Source organism: Phenylobacterium sp. P4_E10, from assembly GCF_056401675.1.
The window spans coordinates 135835-156775 of sequence record NZ_JBFUIW010000001.1 but is presented as its reverse complement, the minus strand read 5'-3'; the positions used below and the strand labels follow the sequence as shown (position 1 = coordinate 156775).

The 20941-nt window shown below is 65.2% G+C and carries 21 protein-coding genes; 12 read left to right on the top strand and 9 right to left on the bottom strand.

Annotated elements, in window-relative coordinates; genetic code table 11:
* Positions 1-9: 9 nt before the first annotated feature.
* The 7 genes from trbL to AC1DQJ_RS00755 all read left to right on the top strand — a co-directional run bounded on the left by trbL (position 10) and on the right by AC1DQJ_RS00755 (position 5528).
* Entirely contained in the window at positions 10-1299 is a 1290-nt protein-coding gene (trbL, locus tag AC1DQJ_RS00785; protein ID WP_477599295.1) for a P-type conjugative transfer protein TrbL, read from the top strand.
* Between the two features lie 4 nt (positions 1300-1303).
* Positions 1304-1987, top strand: coding sequence for a conjugal transfer protein TrbF (gene trbF / locus AC1DQJ_RS00780; RefSeq protein WP_477599293.1), 684 nt, complete (start codon positions 1304-1306; stop codon positions 1985-1987).
* The gene (locus AC1DQJ_RS00775) at positions 1966-2799 is read left to right on the top strand and encodes a TrbG/VirB9 family P-type conjugative transfer protein (RefSeq protein ID WP_477599291.1); all 834 of its coding nucleotides are present in this window, start codon (positions 1966-1968) and stop codon (positions 2797-2799) included. The genes trbF and AC1DQJ_RS00775 overlap by 22 nt, the downstream gene beginning before the upstream one ends.
* 152 nt (positions 2800-2951) lie before the next feature.
* A complete protein-coding gene (locus AC1DQJ_RS00770; protein ID WP_477599289.1) occupies positions 2952-3866 on the top strand; it encodes a TraB/TrbI/VirB10 family type IV secretion system protein in 915 nt (304 codons plus the stop codon).
* Complete coding sequence (locus AC1DQJ_RS00765) at positions 3863-4357, top strand: S26 family signal peptidase (RefSeq protein ID WP_477599287.1); 495 nt, start codon at positions 3863-3865, stop codon at positions 4355-4357. The genes AC1DQJ_RS00770 and AC1DQJ_RS00765 overlap by 4 nt, the downstream gene beginning before the upstream one ends.
* Positions 4354-4953 (top strand): lytic transglycosylase domain-containing protein, encoded by a 600-nt coding sequence (locus AC1DQJ_RS00760; protein ID WP_477599285.1) that lies wholly within the window; start codon positions 4354-4356, stop codon positions 4951-4953. The genes AC1DQJ_RS00765 and AC1DQJ_RS00760 overlap by 4 nt, the downstream gene beginning before the upstream one ends.
* 212 nt (positions 4954-5165) lie before the next feature.
* Positions 5166-5528: a helix-turn-helix transcriptional regulator gene (locus AC1DQJ_RS00755; protein WP_477599283.1), complete on the top strand. Its 363-nt coding sequence runs from the start codon at positions 5166-5168 to the stop codon at positions 5526-5528.
* On the opposite strand, the gene AC1DQJ_RS00750 is transcribed toward AC1DQJ_RS00755, so the two are convergent.
* On the bottom strand, positions 5525-5950 hold the full coding sequence (locus tag AC1DQJ_RS00750; RefSeq protein ID WP_477599281.1) for a thermonuclease family protein: 426 nt from the start codon (positions 5948-5950) through the stop codon (positions 5525-5527). The two genes, AC1DQJ_RS00755 and AC1DQJ_RS00750, sit on opposite strands and share 4 nt — an antisense overlap.
* A 230-nt stretch (positions 5951-6180) precedes the next feature.
* On the opposite strand from AC1DQJ_RS00750, the gene AC1DQJ_RS00745 reads away from it, so the two are divergent.
* Positions 6181-6609 (top strand): hypothetical protein, encoded by a 429-nt coding sequence (locus AC1DQJ_RS00745; protein WP_477599279.1) that lies wholly within the window; start codon positions 6181-6183, stop codon positions 6607-6609.
* A 265-nt stretch (positions 6610-6874) separates the two neighbouring features.
* Here AC1DQJ_RS00745 and AC1DQJ_RS00740 read toward each other — a convergent pair whose 3' ends face one another.
* From AC1DQJ_RS00740 to AC1DQJ_RS00730, 3 genes are all read right to left on the bottom strand, one after another.
* The gene (locus AC1DQJ_RS00740; protein ID WP_477599278.1) at positions 6875-7507 is read right to left on the bottom strand and encodes a PEPxxWA-CTERM sorting domain-containing protein; all 633 of its coding nucleotides are present in this window, start codon (positions 7505-7507) and stop codon (positions 6875-6877) included.
* A gap of 453 nt (positions 7508-7960) precedes the next feature.
* Complete coding sequence (locus tag AC1DQJ_RS00735) at positions 7961-8704, bottom strand: SOS response-associated peptidase (protein ID WP_477599276.1); 744 nt, start codon at positions 8702-8704, stop codon at positions 7961-7963.
* 74 nt (positions 8705-8778) lie between these two features.
* Positions 8779-9993: a DUF3363 domain-containing protein gene (locus AC1DQJ_RS00730; protein WP_477599274.1), complete on the bottom strand. Its 1215-nt coding sequence runs from the start codon at positions 9991-9993 to the stop codon at positions 8779-8781.
* A 407-nt stretch (positions 9994-10400) separates the two neighbouring features.
* Between AC1DQJ_RS00730 and AC1DQJ_RS00725 the strand changes: the two genes are divergently transcribed.
* Both AC1DQJ_RS00725 and AC1DQJ_RS00720 read left to right on the top strand, forming a co-directional pair.
* The gene (locus AC1DQJ_RS00725) at positions 10401-11186 is read left to right on the top strand and encodes a TylF/MycF/NovP-related O-methyltransferase (protein ID WP_477599272.1); all 786 of its coding nucleotides are present in this window, start codon (positions 10401-10403) and stop codon (positions 11184-11186) included.
* A 79-nt stretch (positions 11187-11265) separates the two neighbouring features.
* Positions 11266-12009 (top strand): TylF/MycF/NovP-related O-methyltransferase, encoded by a 744-nt coding sequence (locus AC1DQJ_RS00720; protein ID WP_477599270.1) that lies wholly within the window; start codon positions 11266-11268, stop codon positions 12007-12009.
* A 29-nt stretch (positions 12010-12038) separates the two neighbouring features.
* Here the strand turns inward: AC1DQJ_RS00720 and AC1DQJ_RS00715 are convergent, their stop codons facing one another.
* On the bottom strand, positions 12039-12791 hold the full coding sequence (locus tag AC1DQJ_RS00715; protein ID WP_477599268.1) for an ABC transporter ATP-binding protein: 753 nt from the start codon (positions 12789-12791) through the stop codon (positions 12039-12041).
* 9 nt (positions 12792-12800) lie between these two features.
* Positions 12801-13628, bottom strand: coding sequence for an ABC transporter permease (locus tag AC1DQJ_RS00710; protein ID WP_477599266.1), 828 nt, complete (start codon positions 13626-13628; stop codon positions 12801-12803).
* A gap of 566 nt (positions 13629-14194) precedes the next feature.
* Between AC1DQJ_RS00710 and AC1DQJ_RS00705 the strand changes: the two genes are divergently transcribed.
* Positions 14195-14791, top strand: a complete 597-nt coding sequence (locus tag AC1DQJ_RS00705; RefSeq protein WP_477599264.1) for a hypothetical protein — start codon at positions 14195-14197, stop codon at positions 14789-14791.
* A gap of 131 nt (positions 14792-14922) precedes the next feature.
* A complete protein-coding gene (locus AC1DQJ_RS00700) occupies positions 14923-15849 on the top strand; it encodes a class I SAM-dependent methyltransferase (protein WP_477599262.1) in 927 nt (308 codons plus the stop codon).
* Between the two features lie 81 nt (positions 15850-15930).
* On the opposite strand, the gene AC1DQJ_RS00695 is transcribed toward AC1DQJ_RS00700, so the two are convergent.
* From AC1DQJ_RS00695 to AC1DQJ_RS00685, 3 genes are read right to left on the bottom strand one after another with little or no spacing between them, the layout of a single operon-like run.
* A complete protein-coding gene (locus AC1DQJ_RS00695; protein ID WP_477599260.1) occupies positions 15931-16704 on the bottom strand; it encodes a class I SAM-dependent methyltransferase in 774 nt (257 codons plus the stop codon).
* A gap of 31 nt (positions 16705-16735) precedes the next feature.
* Positions 16736-19195: a glycosyltransferase gene (locus tag AC1DQJ_RS00690; protein ID WP_477599259.1), complete on the bottom strand. Its 2460-nt coding sequence runs from the start codon at positions 19193-19195 to the stop codon at positions 16736-16738.
* A complete protein-coding gene (locus tag AC1DQJ_RS00685) occupies positions 19192-20610 on the bottom strand; it encodes an FkbM family methyltransferase (protein ID WP_477599257.1) in 1419 nt (472 codons plus the stop codon). Before AC1DQJ_RS00685 ends, AC1DQJ_RS00690 begins: the two co-directional genes overlap by 4 nt.
* Positions 20611-20941 lie beyond the last annotated feature (331 nt).

Genomic DNA, 20941 nt, shown 5'->3' with positions numbered 1-20941 from the left:
GCGCAGGCCATGGCCGGGATGGAGAGCGCAAACGACCTGATGGCTACCTTCTCCGGCGCGGTGAGCGACGGGTTTTCCGCGCTGCAGGCGCCGGTCAACGGGATCTTCGGCTTGATGATCGCGCTGGTGGTGGCGCTCACCGGCATCCAGTGGGCGCTGTCTCCTGGCCGCGACCTTCTGGCCGGAGCCTTTGGCAAGGTGCTGCTGGTCGGCGCCTTCGCTTACCTCATCAATGACTGGCAGGCCTTGTCTGAGACATTCCAGGCCGGGTTCATCGACCTTGGCCTAGCGGCCGGCGGCGGATCGCTCAGCCGCAGTGAATTCCTCAACCCGGGCGCGGTGCTCGAGGCTGGCTGGGAGATCGTCAAGGCCCTCGGCGAGACCCCAGCGCCCACCCGCAGCCCCGTGGATATCGCGGGCAACCTCACCGACGCATTGATCCTTGGCCTATCGATGATCGGGGTGATGCTCGCCTTTGCGGTGCTTGCCCTGCAGATCATCGTCACCTTGCTTGAGTTCAAGATCGTCACGCTTGGCGGTTTTGTCCTGCTGCCCTTCGGGATTTGGTCGAAGTCGGCCTTCCTGGCTGAACGGCCGCTTGGCTATGTGGTCGCCGCAGGTCTCAAGGTGCTGGCGCTGGCCATCGTCATCTCCCTGGCGCGCACGGTCTTTGATCAACTGCAGCCGTCGGAGAATCCGGATCTTTATGAGGCCCTGGCGATACTCGCCGCCTCCCTGCTGTTGGCCATGTTGGCCATCTTCATCCCGAGCCTGGCCGCCGCCCTGGTGACCGGCGGACCCTCTCTTGGCGCTGGGGCCGCCGTGAATGGCGCCTTGGCTGTAGGGGGCGCCGGCGCGCTCATCGCAGGGGGCGTGTCGGGCGTGGGCAAGGCCATCTCCCAAGGCTACCGCGCTGGCTCCGGCGCAAACCTTTCCAGCCATCGGCCGGCGCCCCCGCCAGGGGCTCCTCCCTCCTCCGGACCAGCGCCATCGCCGCCCACTTCCGGATCAACCGGTGGAGCGCCGCCGCCTGCTCCTGCTCCTGCTCCTGCTCCTGCTCCTGCTCCTGCTCCTGCTCCTGCTGCCCCTCCCCGCAGCGAGCGGACAATCGCGCGCGAAAGCGCCACGGCGCAGGCCGATTTCCACAAGGCCGTGGACGGCGGCGGCAAGCCTGAAAAGCGCGGCGCCCGCGCCGGCGCGCTTCAGGCCTTCTTCGCCGCTAACGCCGCCCGCTCTCTGCTGCCTGGTCAGGAGTCGAGCGGGACGCTCAGCCCGCAACTGAAACCGAAGGAGCCATAAGGCCATGCACCCCTTCTTTCGACCCAAGCGAGCCCTCACGGCCGCGCCGCACGAGACCCCCTATCAGCGCGCCGGACAGATCTGGGATGAACGGTCCGGTCTTGCTCTGGCCCACGCCCGCAACTGGAGGCGCCTGGCGATCGCCAACCTGGCGCTCGCCGCCTTCCTTGGGGCAGGCTGGTGGCGCCAGGCCGACCGCGCATTGGTGCAGCCGTTTATCGTCGAGGTTTCGGAGTACGGCGCGCCGCCCAAGATCACGGCCCTGGGCGGGCGCTATGACCCGACCCAGGCCCAGATCGGCCACGCCCTAGCCGGCTGGGTGCGGGACGTGCGCTCCAAACCCGTCGACCCCATCGTCCTGCGCGGCGCGTGGCTGCGCGCCTACGATTTGATGACGCCCAAAGGCGCAGGCTTCCTCAGTAGTTGGGCCAAGACCCATGACCCTTTTGAAGGGGTGGGGCGCGAGGCCGTGCACGTCGAGGTGCTCAATGTGGTGGGGCGCAGCCCCCGGACCTTCGACCTGCAATGGCGCGAAAAGCGCTACCTCAACGGCCAGCTGGTCGGGACCGAGCGCTGGCGCGCGCTCATCACCGTCAAGATCGAGCCGCCGCGCACTGAGGCCGAGCTGCTCAAGAACCCCCTGGGCGTAAAGATCGAGGATGTGTCATGGACGCTCGATGCAGCCTGATCCTGGCCGCGGTGATCCTTGCAGGCCCGGCGCGGGCGAGCGCAGGGCCGAGGGCCTTGACTGACGACCTGCCCCAAGGCCCCGCCGCCGTAGCCAAATCCCAGAAGCTGGCGCTTGCCCCATCCCCCCTCGACCACCTGGTTGGCGCAGAGCAGGTCTTCCACTTCGCCAAGGGCCGTCTCTACGAAGTCTGGACTGCGCCCTTGAGGGTGACGACGATCGCCCTTGGCGCCGGCGAAGAGATCATCTCGCTGGCGGCCGGCGACAGCGTGCGCTGGCAGATCGCGCAGGCGACATCCGGAGCCGGCGCGCAGGCCCAGGCCCATGTCCTCATCAAGCCCTTCGAGCGCGGACTCGCGACCAACCTCGTCATCACGACCGACCGCCGCGTCTACCTGCTCCTCCTACGCAGCGGAGAGACTTTCAACGCCATCGTCAGCTGGACGCTGCCGCCCCCGCCCGCCGCACCTCCTGCGGCTCCGCCTACGCCCGCGCCTCAGGCCCTACCCGAGCCGGAGATGCTCGCCACCCGCTTTGAGATCGCGCCGCGCGGGCGCCGGCCAGCCTGGACCCCGAGCACCGTCATGACGGATGGACGGCGAACCTACATTGCTCTGCCGCCGCAGATCGCCGCCACGGAGGTTCCGGTCCTGAGCCTCATCGATCAGGACGGCCAAGGCGCGCTCGCCAATTACCGCCAGAAGGGACCGCTGCTGATCGTCGATGGGGTGATCGGGGTCGCCGAACTGCGGCTTGGCGCAAGGCACCCACAGGTCGTGCGCATCACGCGACTGCCGGAGTCTCAGCCGTGAACCCCGCGCCTTCGCAGTCCGAAGGGCTTGCCGCCCGCGCACCTCGTCCGCCGGTCGTGCGGCTGCGTCGCGGCGCAGCGCTCGCCCTTGTACTTGGCGCCGCCAGCCTGATCGGCGGCGCGCTCGGCTGGTCGTTCATCGCTGCGCCGCATTTGCGCGCGGCCGAGCGCAAGGCGGCCGAGGAGATCCCCAAGGAAGCAGGGCCAGGGAAGGTTCTCCCGACCGAACTGGTGACGAGCCAGCCGGCGAGTTACGACCGCCTGGCCGCGACGCTGCCGGAGCCCCGCGCCTTCGGGCGAGAACGCACCGATGCGCGAGCGCCGCCTCCCCGCCCCGTCCGTCCGCCGTTGCGCAGCCAGGGCGATCTCGCCCGCGACGAGGCCCGCCGCTCCCCCTTGCTCGTCGGGTCGCTCTCCCGCCCGGCGAGCATCAGGCCGCCTGCGCCGGAGACTTTTCCACCCGTCGCCGCGCCCCCAGCTCAAGCCGCGGCCGCGCGCGCCGCTTTTGACCTGAAGGCCGGTTCGATCATCGCCGCGCGCCTTCAGACTGCGGTCGATACATCGCGGCCAGGCCCCGTCGTCGCGATCGTCAGCACTGATGTGTTCGACACGGTAAGCGGCCGCCATCTGCTGATCGCGCAGGGATCGCGGCTCATCGGGCGACATGACGGCGCCTCACGCTACGGCGACCGGCGCGCCTTTCTCACCTGGGATCGGCTCATCCTCCCAGACGGTCGTAGCCTTTCCTTGGGCGGTGAGCCCGGAATTGATGCGCAAGGCGCAAGCGGGGTGATTGGCAAGGTCGATCGACGGCTCGGTCAGCTGTCCCTCGCCACCCTGTTCTCCGGCGCGATCACCGCTATCGGTCAGGCTGCGCGCGGCGATGGCGATGGCGATGGCGAGGCCAGCTTCTTCCTTGATGTCGGCGACGCCGCAGCGATCGAGGCCGCCCGGGTTGGCGGCAAACTGGTCGACCGCGAACTGCAGGTCTCTCCATCGATCTATCTCGAGCCTGGCACGGCCGTGCGGGTGCTGCTGACGCGCGATCTTGTCGTGGAGGCGCTATGACCCTTCCCGCCTCGCCCATCGCCTGCCTAGGCTGGCTAGCTCTCGCCGCGCTCGGCCTAGCAAGTCAGTCCGGCGTCAAACTCGCCATCATCAACGAGAGCCCAAGCCTGCCGCGAGGCCTCTACCTGCGTGCGCCAACCGATCTGCATGTCGGCTCGGTCGTTGCTGCGCCTGCGCCCGCCGGCGCACGAGCCTATCTCACAAAGCTCGGTTTTCCGCCCAGCACCCTGCTCTTAAAACGGATCGCAGCGGTTGAGGGCGAGATGGTCTGCGCCGTAGGGGGTGCGCTCGTCACGCCCCGAGCAATCGCGCCGGTTAGGGCCAAAGATCGCCAGGGCCGCGCCTTGCAGCGTTGGCGTGGTTGCGAGCGCCTTGCGCCCGGCGAGGTCTTCCTCCTGGGCGACACCGCTGACAGTTTCGATAGCCGCTACTTTGGACCGGTCCGCTCGGCGGACCTCCAAGGCTCCTTCTGGGGACCTGTGACGTGGTGAGGTTGCGCGAAATCCTCCTGACCTGGTGCGTGATCGCCAGCCCAGCTCAGGGCCTGGACTGGAGCCGCGCCGGCGGCGGCCTCCTCATCGGGCAGGACGTCGGCGCGGCGGCGCCTGTCGACCTTGGCGCAGAGGCCCTCACCACCGCCCCAGGTTTGGCGCAGCAGCCCTACGCCCACCTCATCGAGGCGGCGGCTGGCCGACACGGACTTGATCCGAAGCTTCTCCATGCCTTGGTGCTGGTGGAGAGCGGCTATCAGCCCGGCGCCATCTCGCCAGCCGGGGCGGCGGGCCTGACCCAGCTGATGCCGGCGACCGCCCGAGAACTCGGCGTGGTTGATCGATTTGACCCCGAAGAAAACCTCCTTGGCGGGGCGCTATATCTCGCGCGCCAGGTCCGCCGTTTCGGAGACCTTCGGCTTGCTTTGGCTGCCTTCAACGCCGGGCCCTCGCGGGTGGCCGCGACGGGCGCGATTCCTCAGATCGCCGAGACAAGGGCCTATGTGGCCAAGGTCGTAAGCTGCTTTCTGGCCTTGTCGGTCGGTAGGACGGTGACCTCGGCCGGCGACTGCGGCGCGCCGGAAGCCAGCTCATGACCAGACCTCGCCCAGAACTGAACCATCCGCGTCCGACCATCGCATCCCCCTCCTCGTCGACCCGCAGATCCGCGGGCCGCTCAAGTTGTCCTGCGCCGTTGGGTAGGTCGCGATCCAATCGACGGCGCCGAAGACGTCAGATTGCTCGCGGGAGCGGGGGCCGATGAGCGCTACGCTGTGCATTCGGGGAGATCTGGAGATGGAGGCTGGATATGAGCGATCTTAGCGGCCCGTCGGGCGCGCCTGGCGCACGGTTGCTGTCTTGGCCCGCCGTCCGCGAGAAGGTCGGCATCAGCCGAACCACTGCCTGGCGCCTGCAGAATGAAGGCGCCTTCCCGCTACCAGTCGTCATTTCCGCAGGACGCGTCGGCTGGCGGGAGGAAGAGATCGAGGCCTGGGCCGCGGGTCTGCACAAGCGTATTCCCCGCAAGGCGACGCACCTCGCTAGAGGATCAGGGGCCTTGCGCCTGACCGCGCCTATCGCTGAGCTGCAACCTTCGTCAGAGCCGCCGCCTGGGCGAACCAGCCCTAGTCAGGCCAAGCCGCCCTCGGCTCAGCTCGGCTTCGACTTCTAGCGGCCTGCGCCGCCCTCGGCGACGCCGGCCCGCCGCATAAGGTCTCCAAGGCTCGTACGCCCCAGGCTGCAGCGCGCCACGACGCGATCGTAGCTGCGCTTGCCGGCCTTGCAGCTGACCGTCCGGCCCATTGCGATCTTTTCAAGCGCCCGCTTGGCCTCGCGCCCGCCGGGCGCATCAAGTTCGGGGGCGTAGAAGTCGGCCACCCGCACTTCCACCCAATCTTCGCGACTTGGGCCCAGAGCCACGCAGAGGCTGTCCCCGTCTCCAACGTAGGCGACCGGGCCTTCAAACACGACGCCCGGTGCGAGGTGGGCCGGCATGGGGCCCCGGTCGGGGATCGCCTTGCAGGGATCGGCCAGTGCAAGCGACGGCGTGCCGATCACCAAGGCAAGCGCCCACCATCCTCCACCGGTAATCATGCGACGCCCCGCCACCATGGCGGCAGACTAGCGCGCCGCTCGCCCCAGGGCAGCACCCCGCGCGCGCTTTTCGGTGGATGACCTGCGCCGCGCCTTGACTTCAATGTTTCCTTTTTGTTCTCACGGGGTAATTTCTCCAGCCACGTCAATCGGCGCTCGTTTCATGTGCGACCCACAGGCTCGTTCCTGTTCTTCTCCAAGCTCGCGCTTCAGCGGCGAGGAGCGCTGATATGGGGTCTCGAAATCCCGATCGCGTCCACATCAGCCAGTGGAAGAGCAAGGCGCCAACCATCGCCGACATGTGGCGTGGCGGCTGGAAGATCCGCGCTTATTGCGAGAGCTGCGGCGACGAGCGCCAGGTCAGCCTCGAGGCGATGATCCGCACTTTTGGGCCTGGCTATCGCCTTTGGGACCACACCGTAAGCTGCCCCCGCATCGTCGGGGCCGGGACGTCCTGCCGTGGCCGTGTGTTCTTCAAAGGACTGCCGCGCTCTGGGGCGCACTTCGACTTCCTGGGCAAGGAGCCGCGGGCGCTGCGGCCAACTGCAGGGCCTCTCGCGCGCGGCCGTGGAAGGTTCATCTGCGAGGAGGATGTTGAACCGGCCGTCGTTCGTCAGGCGCTGGGTCCAGCGCCGCCTGAACCGGACGACCCGCAATGACCATGTTCCAGAATTTGAGCCGCTCGATGCGCTATCACGATAGGCTCAGCATCGCATGCGAGTGCGGTCATAGGGCCAGTTTCAGCCAGGGCGAGGCCGTGGTCCTCTTTGGTGATCATGCCTCCCCTTCTGACATTCGCCACAAGCTGCGGTGCAGCCGCTGCCACGAAATTGGAAAGGTGTCCGTCTGGATATGACCAGGGCGCCTGCGCTCCAGTCTCCGAGCCGCGCCTTACGACGCGACCGGAGCTGGGCGGGCGTCGGATCAGGCGAATGCAGCCTGTGCGACGCGCCGCGTGCGGCGGACCGCGCCGCCAACGCCGGCGAAGCCGATGATCATCATCGCCCAAGTGCTGGCTTCCGGAACGCCGGTCACGACCGGCGCGCCCCACACCACATTGTCGATTTGGCCGGTGTCGCCGCCCGTCAGACCCGTGAAGCTGAACCACTCGACCGTGCGATTGATGGCGAAGGTCTGCAGACCCTTCGCGCGATCAAGCTGGACGGTCTCCTTTTGCGTGCGCACGCCATCGAAGAACGTGAACTCCATGACGTTCGCTGCGCCCTGGTTGTAGGTGTCAGCCAGGTCGAACGAGGTCAGCTCGAACAGGCCGCCGCCGGCCTTGCTGATCGTGATGGTGGCTTTTCCGGACCAGTTCATCAGGGTCGCGCCGGTAGGATCGGCGTTGCCCATGTGGGCGCCCCAAGACGCGAACCCTTGCTCGCGGTCGCTGGTGCGGAACTCCAGGCCGCCCGAGACCAACGGATTGACGCGGTGAAGCTTGGCCTGTTGATCGTGCTTGAGTTCGGTGAACGTAACGACAGTCGCCGCTTGGGCTGAGCTCGCTCCAAGAGCAGCGGCGACCAGGAGCGCCGCGGCAGGTAGAAGGGTCTTCATCGGGTTTCCAGACAGGTGTTGGAGCGCAGGGATTGCGCCCGTTCGAGCCCTGTCTGGCCGCTGAGCCTCCGCGCGCAGCAGTTTCGCGGTGAACTAACACACACGAGCGGTGAACGGTCGGGACATCCTTAAGCGCTCGCCCGACAGGAGAGCTGACGGCAATGCCAGGCAGGCCGAGGTCTAGCGGTGGGGATGAATCGCAAGGGACGACATCGCGGTGCCTGTGGGCGCTGGCGCGCATGGTGCAGGCCGGCCCCAAGCGGCGGCCATGCCATGGACGCCGCGACTTCTGGGACCCGGGCCAGGACGTCAGCTGCGGCGCAGCGTCGGGTCGAAAGGCATTTGGCGGAAGGGTTAGGGAAACGCCTCCAACGCCAATCTCCGCGCCGCGGGAAGGCGGGCGGAGCGGGCGCTGGGGAGCGGTCAGCCCTGCAGGCAGCTCCGCAGAGCTCGCTAGGCAAACTCCAGTCCAGCCTCATCCTGGCGCACCCCGCGTGCGACGATCTCAAGGCCGCCATCGTCGAGTGGCCGTTGCAGCTCCTTGGCCTCCGACCAGGGCGCTCGCATCCAGACTTCGCGCTCTTCCCTTGTGGAGATGATCACCGGCATTGCCTTGGGGTGGATCGCGCCAACCTCGGCGTTCGGCTCGGTCGTCAGGAAGGCGAACAGGTCGCAGGTTTCCAGGCCAGTCTTCATCCTTCGCACGCAGGTCCAATCCCTCGCGTGGATGCCCGCAAAGAAGGACAGCGGTCTGTCCTGCGCATGAGCAAACCAGATCGGCTGGTAGACCCCCTCCTCACTGCGGCCGGGCTCGCTGAACGAGGTGAAGGGAACCAGGCAGCGATTGGCCGGTCCGAGCCAAGGCTTCCAGTGGGCGCTATTGGTGTTGCGGACATTGGTCGTGCCGCCATCGGGCTCCATGCGCAGCAGTTCCGCGAATTCGACGTCCTTGCCCTTGGCGCGGAGCTTCTCAGCCCGCTTAGACGCGGCGTCCATGAGCGCCTTCTTCGAGCTGGGCATGCCCCACCTGGCCCTCACCAGTTCGCGCCCTCTGTCGGGGGCATGGCGCACAATCGGAGCGTCATAGTCCGGATAGATGCCGGGCTGCGGCGGCAGGTTGCCGGCGCGGTCGAAGAGATCGCCGACGAGGGCCCTGATCGCCGCCTGTCCCTTGGTGTGGCTGTAGAGATTGCACATCGCTTGCCCCATTAGCGAAACGGTCGCCCATGGCGCGAGCGTGGCGTTGGGCCATGTCTCTGGTCAAGCTCGGCCTAGAGCGCCGCCTCGGCCCCACGCTGGGCAATGAGGCTCGCCGTGCCGTTGACCGAGAACTCAACGACGACGCGTTGCCCCGGCACGGGCGGAGAAAGGCCCGAGCGCAATGCGCCGTAGTGCTCGACCCCTTCGACGTCGCGAACGATGACGTAACCGGCCACGCCCAACTCGTCGTGAAATCCGCTCTTCATCACCGCGCCGGAAACGCGACCGACAGTTTGGCTGCGCACATCGCGCGCGCCCTCCAGCCGCCGTTGGTTGATGGTCCGGATGATGTCCATCCGCAACTGGGCGGCTCGAAGCTCGCGCTCCATCGCAGGATCCAGTCGGTAACGGTCTCCAATCCGCTGCGCGAGCCCCAGCCGCTCCAGGTGCCGCAGGCGCCCTCGCGTAAGCGCCGCCCAAGCGTCCGACTTACCAACGCCGTCGGAGACAGTTCCATCGGCCTGCGCCTGCGCAATGAGGCGCCGGTCGAGCTGCGTGAAATGGTTCGCCTGCGTCTGGCGCCAGACGCGTCGTTCGGCCTCGGGGCGGCTAAGATCCCCAAGCAGTTCTTGGGCCGCGGCCTGCGCGCGCGCCCTGATCCCATGCGAGATGTAGGCTCGCGGCATCACAAGATCGCGGCCATCGGCCCTGCGCCCTCGTACAAGAACGTGGGCATGAGGCTGATCGGTGTCGAAGTGGCAGGTCGCAGTCCATGCGAGCCCCGGCTCATCAAGGTCACCGGCGACCTTGCCCATCACTTTACGCACATAGCCAGGCAGGTCGGTTATCCGCTCCCCATGCTCAGGGGAAATGATCAGCCGAAAGTGATGGCGATCCTGCTCCCATGCGGCTGCGATCTGTCGCGGATTTAGCTCGCTGCTCTCTCGATCGAAGAAGGAAGGCCGGGCCTCTTGGAGACCGGCGCCCCCGCGGCCGAGATAGGCGATGTGCCTGAAAAGCGCGCCGGCCGCGCCAGGCCCCTGGCCATGGCGTGACACCAGCGCCTTGACGATGACCCGCTGGGACGCGTCCAGGCGCAAGCCCGCGCGCCTCGCGACCACGCCGTTCTTGTCGCCAAAGGCGAACCGGCGAGACGCCGACAGCCGCATGAGGATGGATGAGCGCACATCTTCGCCACGCTTCAACGCGGTGGGCAATTTGACGTCGGGCGGCTCTCCGTGTGGCCCCGGCTCCACCTGACGGGCGAAGAAGTCACGTACCAGCATTCACCTACCTCAGGCTCACAAGCCCGCAAGTGACCGCGCGCGCTGGCATGGGCGGCTCGTCGGGAATCGAATGCAATTCGAGCGGGCGTCCGTCCCAGGCGTCGAGTAGAACAAAGCTCATCCTATCCAACCGAAACCGCGGGAACAGGCACTTGTTGCTTTTTATGGGCACTTTTACCGATTGAAACGCACTGAATACAGCTAAGCGTTCCTCACACCGAGGAGCCGTCGATATCAGGACATTTAAGGGGCGATCAGCTGGGCGTTCGCCCACTGCAGCAACGACGCCGATGACCGGCGTCTATCCGGGATAACCCCCGTGGCCCTTCCGTTGTGCGGGTGAAGACATCGACGCTATGGTTGTGGAGCACGCTCCCCAGGGCGCCGGGCGGCGATGGAGGACAACAATGAACGAGGAAACCCGGGATATTGTCTACTCAACAAAGCATCGCACAGAACTGGTCGACTACCCCATAGAGGACATCGACGCGGATCCCACGTTTCAGGAGGTCTTTCGAGCGGCGCGAGTGCACAGCATGGTCAGCAAGGAGGCGCTCCATTCTCTCTTCGAGGCGGTGAAGTACGTTGTCCGCCGCGACATTCCGGGGGACATCGTCGAGTGCGGGGTTTGGCGGGGAGGAAGCAGCCTTCTCGCGGGGCTGACCCTCAAAGCGGCCGCGTCCCCTCCTGTGAAGCGCCGGCTACGCGATGCCCTCAAACCGCGGTCCGCAAAGCGGAAGGTCTGGCTCTACGACACATTCGAGGGGATGACCGAACCGACGGAGCGCGACGTCGAGGTCGGTGGCCGCACGGCGCGATCGTACCTTGAGCAGTACAGCGACAGCGGAGGGTGGTGCTACAGCGCCGAAGACGACGTCCGTCAAAATCTGCTTTCCGGAGGCCTCTCGCCTTCTGACTTCGTGACGGTCAAAGGCGATGTCCTCCAGACACTACGCGATCATCGCCCTGGCAGGATATCCGTCCTGCGGCTCGACACCGATTGGTACGAGTCCACAAAATTCGAGCTTGAGGTGCTGTATCCACTACTGTCGCCGGGCGGCGTCCTGATCGTGGACGACTACGGCCACTGGAATGGCGCGCGCCAAGCTGTCGACGAGTACTTCGCCAAATCGCACGCGCCGGTATTCCTTCAAAGAACAACCTATACTGTCCGAACGGCGATCAAGGGCTAACGCTCCGGGCGACAACGGAAATATCGCTCACGTAAGCTCAGCCGTAAGTTCGCTCACCTGCAACCGCCCGAGGGTTTCGATGCCTGCCTTCGACCCCATCTTCTATCTCTACGCCAATCCGGACGTCGCAGCGGCGGGAGCCGATCCTCGCGAACATTTCGAGCAGTATGGCCGACAGGAAGGTCGCGAACACGGGTTTGGCGAACCTGTCAGCGAGGTGGCCCGAGAGTTTCAGGGCCGACAGGCCTTTATGCAGAATGCGTTGCGCATGCTCGCCTATAACGGCATCTCGGGGGCATATGCCGAGTTCGGTTGCGGCGGCGGCGCGACGATGGTCGCGGCCTATCGAGAGATCGCCAAGTACGAACCTCGGGCGCTCTGGGGGTTCGACAGCTTTGAAGGCCTTCCAGCGCCGACCGAACAAGATCACCACCCCGAGTGGGCCGAAGGCGCCTATGCCGTGGGCCTCGCCGACTTTCAGCGGCGCCTTCAATTGGGCGAAGTCCCGCCGGAGGCTGTCCGTCTAGTGCCGGGATTTTACGAGCGCACGCTTTCGGGTTTCGGCGACTGCCGCGACATCGCCCTGGCCTACATCGACTGCGACCTCTTCTCGTCGACCACTACGGTCCTCGAGTTCCTTCGGCCCCGCCTGAAGACAGGCATGCTGCTCGCCTTTGACGACTTCTACTGCCACACGGCGGACGGTCGATCCGGCGAGCAACGGGCGTTCGCCGAGTTCCGGCGAACCGCGCCAGGGTTTGAGTTCGAACGCTACCTCCCCATCGGCTGGCACGGCCAATCGTTTGTCGTCTATGCCGCCTAGACGCCCCCGTCAGCAACTCTGGCGAGCCGTCAGGCGGCCAGGTCGGAGGATAGCTCACGGAGCCGCTCGATGCCCAAAACCTTGCCGGCGTGCCCGCCTTCCATCCTAAGCACCTTGTTGCAGTAACTCTCGACCAGCCCCAGGTCATGCGATGCGAGGACGACAATCTGCGCCCGGTCGACCATGTCCACGAGGCGCTCGTGCGCCGCGATGCGAAATTCGGCGTCACCGACGGCCAGCCACTCGTCTAGCAGCAGCACATCGGCCTCGATCGAGGTCGCAACCGCGAAAGCCAGGCGCGCGGTCATACCCATGCTGTAGGTCTTCAAAGGCAGAGCAAGGTATCGGCCAAGACCTGAGAACTCGCCTATAGCATCGATTTTTTTGCTTATTTCGGCTGGAGACATGCCGGCAAGCATGCCCCGGATCCGTATATTGTCGAAGCCGGTGGCGTGGGTGTCGAGCCCCAGACCAAGGTCCAGAAGTGCGGCGACACGGCCGTGGATCTCGACCCGCCCTGCATCGGGCTCATAGGCGCCTGCAAGGCATCTCAATAGCGTCGTCTTCCCGGCGCCATTCGGCCCGATGAGGCCGAGGCGGTCGCCTGGACGCAGGTGAAGGTTGATGTCCTCAAGTGCGGTGACAACATGCCCCCCGCCGAGCGGGGAGCGGCTGAGCGCGCCCCCGACCGCCATTCGAGCGACCTGCTTCTTGAGTGACCGCTCATCCACGCCATAGACGGGGAACTTGACGCTTAGCTCGGAGACGTCGACCAACGACACAGGCTTCTCCTAGAGATAGTGGACGACGCGACGGCGTGTGGCCGCGAACACCAGCACCGCCACGATCCAGGCGCTAAGCAGCATCCCGATGAGCACCGGCCAGGTGCTGGGATTCAGCGGCGTGGACATCAGCGGCGAGCGAAGAGCGTCGAGCATGTAGTAGAAGGGATTCCAGCGCAGGAGCGGGTGCGACTCGTCGATCCGGCCCGACTTCCAGAAGACCGGGCTCACGAACATCGCGAACTGCATGAGCGATCCGACGATCTGAGGGATGTCTCGGAATCGGGAGGCGCCCACGGCGACGAGAAACGTGACCGGAGCCAGGATGAGTGTGACGGCGATCAGTCCCAGCACGGCCAGGGGAATGCCCGTGTAGGAGCCGCCGGCCCAGGCGAACACGCAAATCAGCACAATGAAATTGTGCATAAGAATCATGAGATTGCGGATGACTGTTCGCCAGACAAAGGTGAACATCGGCAGAGCGCTCTGGCGCAGGATCGACGCCGCGCTGACGAAGCTATCGCACCCTTCGATAATCGTCGTGGAAATGAAGGCCCAGGCGGTAAGACCCGCGGCTATGTAAGGGAGGAAGCTCGTCAATTCCTCGTGGAACAGCTTCGAATAGAGCGTCCCTATCCCCAGAATTGTCGCTCCGAGCGACAGGGTGATCCAGAACGGCCCCAGCAGCGATCCGCGATAGCGCGCTGCAATGTCGTGTTTGGCGAGCGAGAAGGCGACATACAGTCTGACCGTAGATTCCATCAGGTCGATGCCGACCTTCTGGAGCTCGACCATATAGCCGCGGCGTCCGGTCTTTAGGATCAAGGTGCTTGTCATGGCGATCCCGGTTGATGAGAGGCGGCGAGCACCCTCTCCATGAGCACGGTGTGGCGAGGCGACCTAGAGCGCGAGGGACGCCAGATGCGTCGCGAGGCAGGATCGACCGATGGCTCAGACACCTCGCCGGCCAACGCTCACGGGGCGCTCCACAACATCGCGCCTCGCCGACGCCCAAGCCAAACCCCACGCATCGGCTCGCCTGGAGCAGGCCGGCGTCATTTTGAGTTCTGTGAGGTCACGGCGGTTGCCGGTCCTCAGAACGCGAGAGCTTGTCGACATGCTCGATACTCATGTTCCGGGAGAGGTGCGCCGCCACTTCCATAAGTTTCGCAGACGACGATACAATTGCATCTAAGGGGGTCAAGTTCGGGTTATATCGGATGGCAATTGAGAGATCTGTAATATATTACGGTAAAGCTTGTTCGGGCGATTGAGATCTTCCAGGTCGGCCACACTGATCCAAAGGCGATGGCCTGCGAGACGTTCGGGAGAACGGCTTGTGCTGCGGGGCCCGGCGAGCCAACCCTTTTCGGAATTTGCCGTCGTCGCCGCCTTCATGTCACATGCAGGCGAGCTTCCCGGCCAAAGGCGACCTGATGATCGGATCGGTGAAAATCTATCCCCTCCTCTGCGCGGCGCTCTTAACAGCGCTCGCGGTCACCGGCTGCGGCAAGCCCAAGGAGCAGGCGCCCACGCCGGCGGAGGCGACCGCGGCCGCCCCCAAGCCGGCTCCCGCAGAGGCGACCGCAACCGCCCCCGGGCCGGCAATGCCCGCGCTTCCCGCATGGGCGGCCGAGTACGTCGGCAAGCCGTTGCAGGCGACGTTCTCCGGCGTGCCGGCGACATGCGATGGCAATGCCGAGATTATCTTGCAAAGGTACGGCGGCGCAGCGCCCGGCGTACAAATCCAAGGCTGGGCCTGGGACCCAAAGGCCAAGTCCGAGATTGAGCGCATCCTGATCGTGGATGATCGCGGTGTCGTGCAAGGTGCGGGCGTAAGCGGTTGGGCGCGCCCCGACGTCAACGCAGCCAGGCCTTCGATCACCGGCGGAAAGACCGGTTGGGCGGCGGAGACCCATCTCACGAAAGGGCCGATCAACGCCTATGGCGTGGTTGAGGGCGGCAAGGCCGTCTGCCTCTTGGGCCGCTTGGCTTACTGAAGAACCGGCCCGGGATCTCTCCGGACGTTTTTCTAGCGTCGGCAGCGGGTCAGGGTTGGGCCTGATAGCCGGAGTGGCGATTTGCGCGATGATTGCGCCAGCCTTCCCGCAGTCTCTGCAACGGAGATTACATGCTGCACCGCGACACCCGTGTCATTATGGAAGGCCTCGTCGCCAAGGACACCGCATGGCAACCGGTTGGCGTCACGGACCAGTTCCTGGCTGATGCAGGCATCTACCACGAGCGATACTTCAACGACTTGCACTGGCGCCACATCACCCAGCTCCTGGTCGAGCCGATCGACGCCTCTCAAGCTTGCGACGTACTCGATATCGGCTCGGGAAGCGGCAACACAATCTTTCCACTAGCCAGCGTTCTGCCGCTCGCCCGCATTACCGCCAGCGACATCTCGCCCCCTCTCCTGCACATCCTGATGAAATCGGTGGAGGCGCAGGGCATACAGGACCGGATCACGGCCTACTGTTTCGACCTGCACCGGGATTTCTTCGCCGCGGAGAGCTTCGACCACGTCATCGGCGGCGCCATACTGCACCACATGCTCGATCCCCTGGAGGCGCTACGCAATGTGGCCAAATGGGTGAAGCCGGGCGGCACAGTCTCGCTCGCCGAGCCCATGGAGATCGGCGGGCACCTGATGGCCGCAGTCTACCACATGCTGCTTGAGGAGATCGAAGGCGACGGTCCAGATTGGCTCGTCGCCCACTGCCGGGCGATGGTGGGCGATTACGACGCCCGTCTCGGCATGCGGCCCAAAGAGTGGACCGTGACCCTGGACGACAAGTGGTTCTTCAGCCCCACCTATATCCGCCGCCTGACGCAGGAACTTGGCTTCGCCGACTTCGAGCTCCGGTCCTTCTATGATCAGCACCCAAACATCATCGAGGCGGTGGTGATGAGCGGGGTTGAATTGGGCGGCCATAGTCGCGCAGAGGTTCCGGCCGAGGCGCTGACATTGCTTCGCGAACTCGACAGCTCCATCCCGGAGACTGTGAAGCGACGAGCCTATCCCGAGGGCGTCATCCGCTTCATGAAGTGACGGCGGCCGATCAGCCAGGCTCCGTCGCCTGGTGTCGGCGCTTGATGCAACCGTGCGTGCCTTCGCGCCCGCCCGTGCCCACTAGGGCACGAGCACGGGCCATCCCCACAGGGACTGTTCCACATGATGGCGGCCGTGGGTCAGGCGCTCACGGAAATTCGCGCTTTGGACCTCTCGCTCATCCTGAGTGACGAATTGCTCGAAGAGGTTGCGATAGACTTCCACCATCGCCGGGCGGCAGAGAAACAGCTTGTTCGACGTGTAGGCGAAGGGCGCAAGATTGCGCGGTGTCGCGAAAAATTTGTGGATCGCTTCGCCAACGCCAAGCGTGAGTGGGTTCAAGAAATCGTCCGCGGCAATCACTCCCTGGGGCGCGAGTATTTGTTCGATGAGCGAGAAATCCCAAAAGACGTCTCCGCAATCATGAGAGCCGTCGATGCTGACGAAGCGCGGCTTTTCGCCCAGTTGCTCCATCATGTCCCAAGAACTGAGATTTGCCGTCACACCGGAAACCAGTTCAAGCCGATCTGCCCCCGGGACGGCGGCGATATGTTCCCGTAGGCCCTGTTCGGATACGTACTGAAATGTGTCGTAACCAACGACCCGCTCGCCGGAGAGGGTGGCCGAGCGAAGTAGGAGCGACAAGTACTTGCCGGCAAACACCCCGATCTCGACAACCGGGCCCTTGACGCCATTTGCCTGCTGCCAATCAAGCAGCTGGAGTGTCCGTATTGCTGCGTAGTCCTCAAGCCATCCGGGAATATTCTTGGTGTGGCGCTCGATGAACGCGTATCCGTCGCCGTCTAGAGCTAGCTGCATGAAGCAAGGTGCCTTTTCTGGTGCCGCGCGGGTCATTCTGCTTGGAGTTGTCCGCCCCCTGGTGCGCTCAGGCGCCTTGCGCCAGGGCGGAACCGATCTCTGGTGAACCCTCCGGACGAAGGCGATCCCCGCCCTCCAATCCGTAGTAGGTCCTCAGCGCGTCCAAATAACTGCCGTGTTGGAGGCGCTCAAAGATGTCCGCCGGCGGCGGCGGCAGCGGCTGTTCCAGCAGGCGGATCGCCAGGGCTTCCGGGTCGAGCATCGCCTCTAACGGCAAGACCTGACCCCAGCCAAGGTCGCTGACACGGGTGGCCAGCGCGCCAAGCTCGAAGACAACCGGGTAGAGGAGCGCCTCCAGGGCGATAGACAGGGTGTAGGAGAAGGTCTCGGGCCAGACAGCCGGAAACCAGGCGAGCGACGCGCCAACCGCTTCCACCCGCGCTACGGCCTCGGTCTCGGGATAGCGGCCGGTGATCCTGACGTTCCCCAGCCTGAGCAGATCCTCGTCGCGATCGGTGTGGCCGACGACGACAAATTCGAGAGGCAACCCAGCTGTCGCTGCCGCGCGCGCCGTGTCGAGCAACAGCGCCGAGCCCTTGTTCAGGCCGATCGCGCCCAGCACGGCGACACGCCGGACCGCACGGCGCGCGACTTTGAACTTTGGCTTCTGCCGGGCCGGCGCGAGGAGGTGGGCATGCGGACGCACCGTGACCGCCACCTGCGGCATGTGGCGGCGCATGCGGATGGCGACATCCCGGTCCGGCGCGAACACCGCGCGGGCGCCTTCCAGAAGGAGCGTCCAGCGATCGCGCCACTGCCAGACGGAAGGCTTTCCGAAGCGCGACCCGTCCCGCGCTATACAGGCCTCGCAGACGTCCACAGCGGGCTCACCGCAATAGACGCCGCTCCCGTCGACAAGATCGATCCGCGGGCAGATCGCAATATAGTCGTGCAGGGTGACGTCATAGGCGAGATTCGCCAGCCGCGCCGCCACCCGGAAGAAGTCCACCGCGGCCGCGGCCATGCCCGCCAGGTTGTGGATATGGATGTGCCGCACGCCTATGTGCCGCAGAAAGTCCGCGAAAGCCGTCGCGTGGCGGGTCAGGTCGAACGTCGGAAGGTTCACCGTGTCAGGGGAACCTGCGTCCGTAACCTGGATGCGGCCGGCATCGCCCTCCACCTCGCGACAGAAGAAGACGGGCGCGCCATCCATCTCTAGCGCCGCCGCCAACTCCTGAACGTGGCGCTCAGTGCCGCCGCCCCAGGAGTGACAGACAAACAGAACCGCGCCGCGCCCGGACCGGCTGAGCAGCCGGGCTAGATCCAAGGCCTCGCGGAACGGTTTGACCGGATCGGCCGCCACAAAGGCCGCGACCGCAGCCTGATAATCCGGATGCAGCCGGTCGAGCGTCTCAAGGGCGACCCTCAACTTGGCCACTTTCCGCTCCCCGAAGGAGACGGCGCCGTAGTGTCGGACAAAGACGTCGACGGCCATCAGGTTGCGCCATCCAGCCTGCAGCGCGCGGCGGCAGAGGTCGTTCTCCTCGCCGTAGCCCTGGCCGAAACTCGCCGCGTCGAACATGCCGATCTCGTCGAGGCAGGCCCGTTTCACGTACATGCAGAAGCCCACGCCGGTGGGGATCTCCACGGTCTCGCCCCGGTTTACGACCGAAGCCAGGCGATCAAGCTCGGCGTCGTCGATCTCCAGGTCGCGCCAGTTGTCCTCACAGAAGACTGGATAGCTGCATATCTCGGCATTGTTCGAGAACGGCGTCACTGTGGCCACGTCCGGAGCCTCGGCCGCGGCGCATAAGCGATCGAGCCAGTCCCCGTAGACCTCCGTGTCGGAATTGAGCAGGACGATGTCGCGTTCGCGGTGCGCGGCCATGCCCAGATTACATGCTCCGAGAAACCCCAGGTTGCTGTCGGTGCGCAGGAGCTCGATCCAACCGCGGCTTGCGAGATCGGTCAGAGCCGCAGGAATTTCGGGATCGGGCGAGCAGTCATTGACCACCAGAAGGCGGAAGGGCGTCACCTGCGGCGTGGCCAGGACGCTGTACAAGCAGCGCAAGGTCTCCCCGTAGCCGCCGTAAACAGGCACAAGCACATCAATGCGCGGCGCCTCGGCCTGTATCCCGCCCGATGGGGCGAGTGCGTCCCATTCGACGTCCGACGGCGCGACGGGAGCCGGCACGGCCACAGCCCGGGAGCGGATCCCGTGGGGCGCCGGACGCCGGCCCTCATGCTTGCCGTAGTCGATGTAGTGCAGGAGCGGGTTGCAGCCTTCGGCGCGAACGTCATCATTGATCGTCAAGTAATAGTTCGTCCGGAACTGCTCACTCGGATCAGCTCCGGCCCGCCAGCCCTCAGCCAGATAGTCTTCGATCAGTCTCGAAATGTCGTTAGGCAGCCGTGGACGCTGGGCATGGTAGTAGTCGGCGTCAAACAGGCCGCTGGCCGTGATCCGCTCAACCTCGGACAAACGCCTGGGGTGAGCGTTCTGACTGTTGGGCGCCTCGAGGCTCATCGGGCGAACAGGCCCTTAAAACCCCGCAGCGGCGCGGTCAGACGCCAGCAGGTGGAACTGCGCAAGGCGGCGATCTCGGAGTCGCGCGTCTGAAGACTACGATCGAGCTCCCTGAGTTGGTCGGCGCAGCCACGATGCCTCTGATGCTCCTCCAGGCTCTCCTCCTGAGAGCGGAGGAGCGCAGCCTCGGTGATGGCGAGTTGCTTGAGCAGTGACGCGGCGCGGAATTCCAGACCCCGCGTTTCCTGCCGGTGCACCTCCCTGAGGCTGGCGATCTCTTCGTCACGTTGGCGGCTGGCGGCCTCACCCGCCGCCTCCAGCCTGGACCTGGTTTCCAGCTGCGCGCGTTCACTGGCCGCAAGCGCTTGGCGTTCCGCCTCCAACCGGGATTTGGTTTCTTCGTGCGCGCGCTCAGCGCTCGCAAGCGCCTCGTGCAACCCGGTCGGGTCGCGATCGAAGTCGGTGGCGTCTCCGTAGCGCGGGGTGGCGAGGATGGCCGCAGCTAGATCGTCAAGATCTTCAACTGGCAGCAGCTCCGCCCCTTCCCGGCTCTCGGGTACGAGCCCACGAAGACGGTCAGGTACGAAAATCAGGGTCATTTCCCGGGCGACACCGAAGAAATTGTCCCGATCTCCGCGGAAGTTTTCGGGATTGAACGCCGCCGCCCGCATTAGCCACGCGCTGTAGCCCGGCCTTGGCAGGGCCTCGAATGCGGCCACCCCTTCGCCGACCCCATTGCATTCGATGGCGATGACGGGGGCCAGACGATCAATGACGCCGCGGGCGCCGGCAAGCACGTCGACCCCCATCCCTTCGGCGTCGATCTTCAAGAGATCGCAGCTATCAAGGTCAAGGCTGTCCAGGGTGAGGATGCGCACCAGATCGCCCTCGCCATCCTTCGGCTGAAGCGTCACCGCCCCGAAGTTGGCATGCGCCCCATAGTCGATCGGGGGAGCCCGCATCTCACCTTCCACCGCACCAACGCCAGCTTGGTAGAGCTTCACCATGGCGCAGCCATTTGCATCCATGTTTCGCTGAAGGAGATCGTAGATCCGCTTCTGGGGTTCGAAGGCGAGAACGCGGCCGCCGGGCCCCACAAACCGGGCGAACGCCAGCGTGTGGCTGCCGACGTGAGCGCCCACATCGACGATGGTCTGCCCAGGCCCGCACAGCGCGCGCAGGACGCTTAGTTCCGCTTCAGCCCATTCGCCATACTGCGTGAGGGCCCGTCCGATTGGAGCGTCATTCCCGTAGTATTCGAGCCAGCCGCGCCGGGTTTCGGTGAATACTGTCTCATCGACAGCCGGCGCGAATGTGCGCACCTCACGCAGCGCCTGCGGCGGCTTCACTTTGCTTAAGGGACGAGGAGCGCGACTTTTGGAGGCGAGAGAGCGGCCGTCGTCTGTCTGGACCATCGGTTGATCACTCCGACCGCACGAAAGAGGTCATCCGCCGGGACGCGGCTTGCCCAAGGGTTGGCGAGGACTGTCCCCACGACGCGCTGAGCCGGTCTCCGCTCTCATGACGCAGATCGTGGCTCGACCGATTCAACCCTGCAATCTGTTGCCTGCACTTCTAGGGAAAAATAGAACATCAAACTAAGTAATTACCCCGAGCCTGAGCGTGCAGCATCGGACCGTTTCGTAGCTGACCTCGATGCCAGCAACGACTCCACGTCAGCCGTCAATGCCGGCGCGGGAAAGGGCAATCCGTAGTTGATGTGATCGCGGTGATCGGCCGAGCCTT

Bases quoted from the DNA above. Each gene is read 5' to 3' on its own strand.
- trbL (WP_477599295.1), top strand. From the start codon at position 10: ATGGCCGGGATGGAGAGCGCAAACGACCTGATGGCTACCTTCTCCGGC.
- trbF (WP_477599293.1), top strand. From the start codon at position 1,304: ATGCACCCCTTCTTTCGACCCAAGCGAGCCCTCACGGCCGCGCCGCAC.
- AC1DQJ_RS00775 (WP_477599291.1), top strand. From the start codon at position 1,966: ATGGACGCTCGATGCAGCCTGATCCTGGCCGCGGTGATCCTTGCAGGC.
- AC1DQJ_RS00765 (WP_477599287.1), top strand. From the start codon at position 3,863: ATGACCCTTCCCGCCTCGCCCATCGCCTGCCTAGGCTGGCTAGCTCTC.
- AC1DQJ_RS00755 (WP_477599283.1), top strand. From the start codon at position 5,166: ATGAGCGATCTTAGCGGCCCGTCGGGCGCGCCTGGCGCACGGTTGCTG.
- AC1DQJ_RS00750 (WP_477599281.1), bottom strand. From the start codon at position 5,950: ATGATTACCGGTGGAGGATGGTGGGCGCTTGCCTTGGTGATCGGCACG.
- AC1DQJ_RS00745 (WP_477599279.1), top strand. From the start codon at position 6,181: ATGGGGTCTCGAAATCCCGATCGCGTCCACATCAGCCAGTGGAAGAGC.
- AC1DQJ_RS00740 (WP_477599278.1), bottom strand. From the start codon at position 7,507: ATGAAGACCCTTCTACCTGCCGCGGCGCTCCTGGTCGCCGCTGCTCTT.
- AC1DQJ_RS00735 (WP_477599276.1), bottom strand. From the start codon at position 8,704: ATGTGCAATCTCTACAGCCACACCAAGGGACAGGCGGCGATCAGGGCC.
- AC1DQJ_RS00730 (WP_477599274.1), bottom strand. From the start codon at position 9,993: ATGCTGGTACGTGACTTCTTCGCCCGTCAGGTGGAGCCGGGGCCACAC.
- AC1DQJ_RS00725 (WP_477599272.1), top strand. From the start codon at position 10,401: ATGAACGAGGAAACCCGGGATATTGTCTACTCAACAAAGCATCGCACA.
- AC1DQJ_RS00720 (WP_477599270.1), top strand. From the start codon at position 11,266: ATGCCTGCCTTCGACCCCATCTTCTATCTCTACGCCAATCCGGACGTC.
- AC1DQJ_RS00710 (WP_477599266.1), bottom strand. From the start codon at position 13,628: ATGACAAGCACCTTGATCCTAAAGACCGGACGCCGCGGCTATATGGTC.
- AC1DQJ_RS00705 (WP_477599264.1), top strand. From the start codon at position 14,195: ATGCAGGCGAGCTTCCCGGCCAAAGGCGACCTGATGATCGGATCGGTG.
- AC1DQJ_RS00700 (WP_477599262.1), top strand. From the start codon at position 14,923: ATGCTGCACCGCGACACCCGTGTCATTATGGAAGGCCTCGTCGCCAAG.
- AC1DQJ_RS00695 (WP_477599260.1), bottom strand. From the start codon at position 16,704: ATGACCCGCGCGGCACCAGAAAAGGCACCTTGCTTCATGCAGCTAGCT.
- AC1DQJ_RS00690 (WP_477599259.1), bottom strand. From the start codon at position 19,195: ATGAGCCTCGAGGCGCCCAACAGTCAGAACGCTCACCCCAGGCGTTTG.
- AC1DQJ_RS00685 (WP_477599257.1), bottom strand. From the start codon at position 20,610: ATGGTCCAGACAGACGACGGCCGCTCTCTCGCCTCCAAAAGTCGCGCT.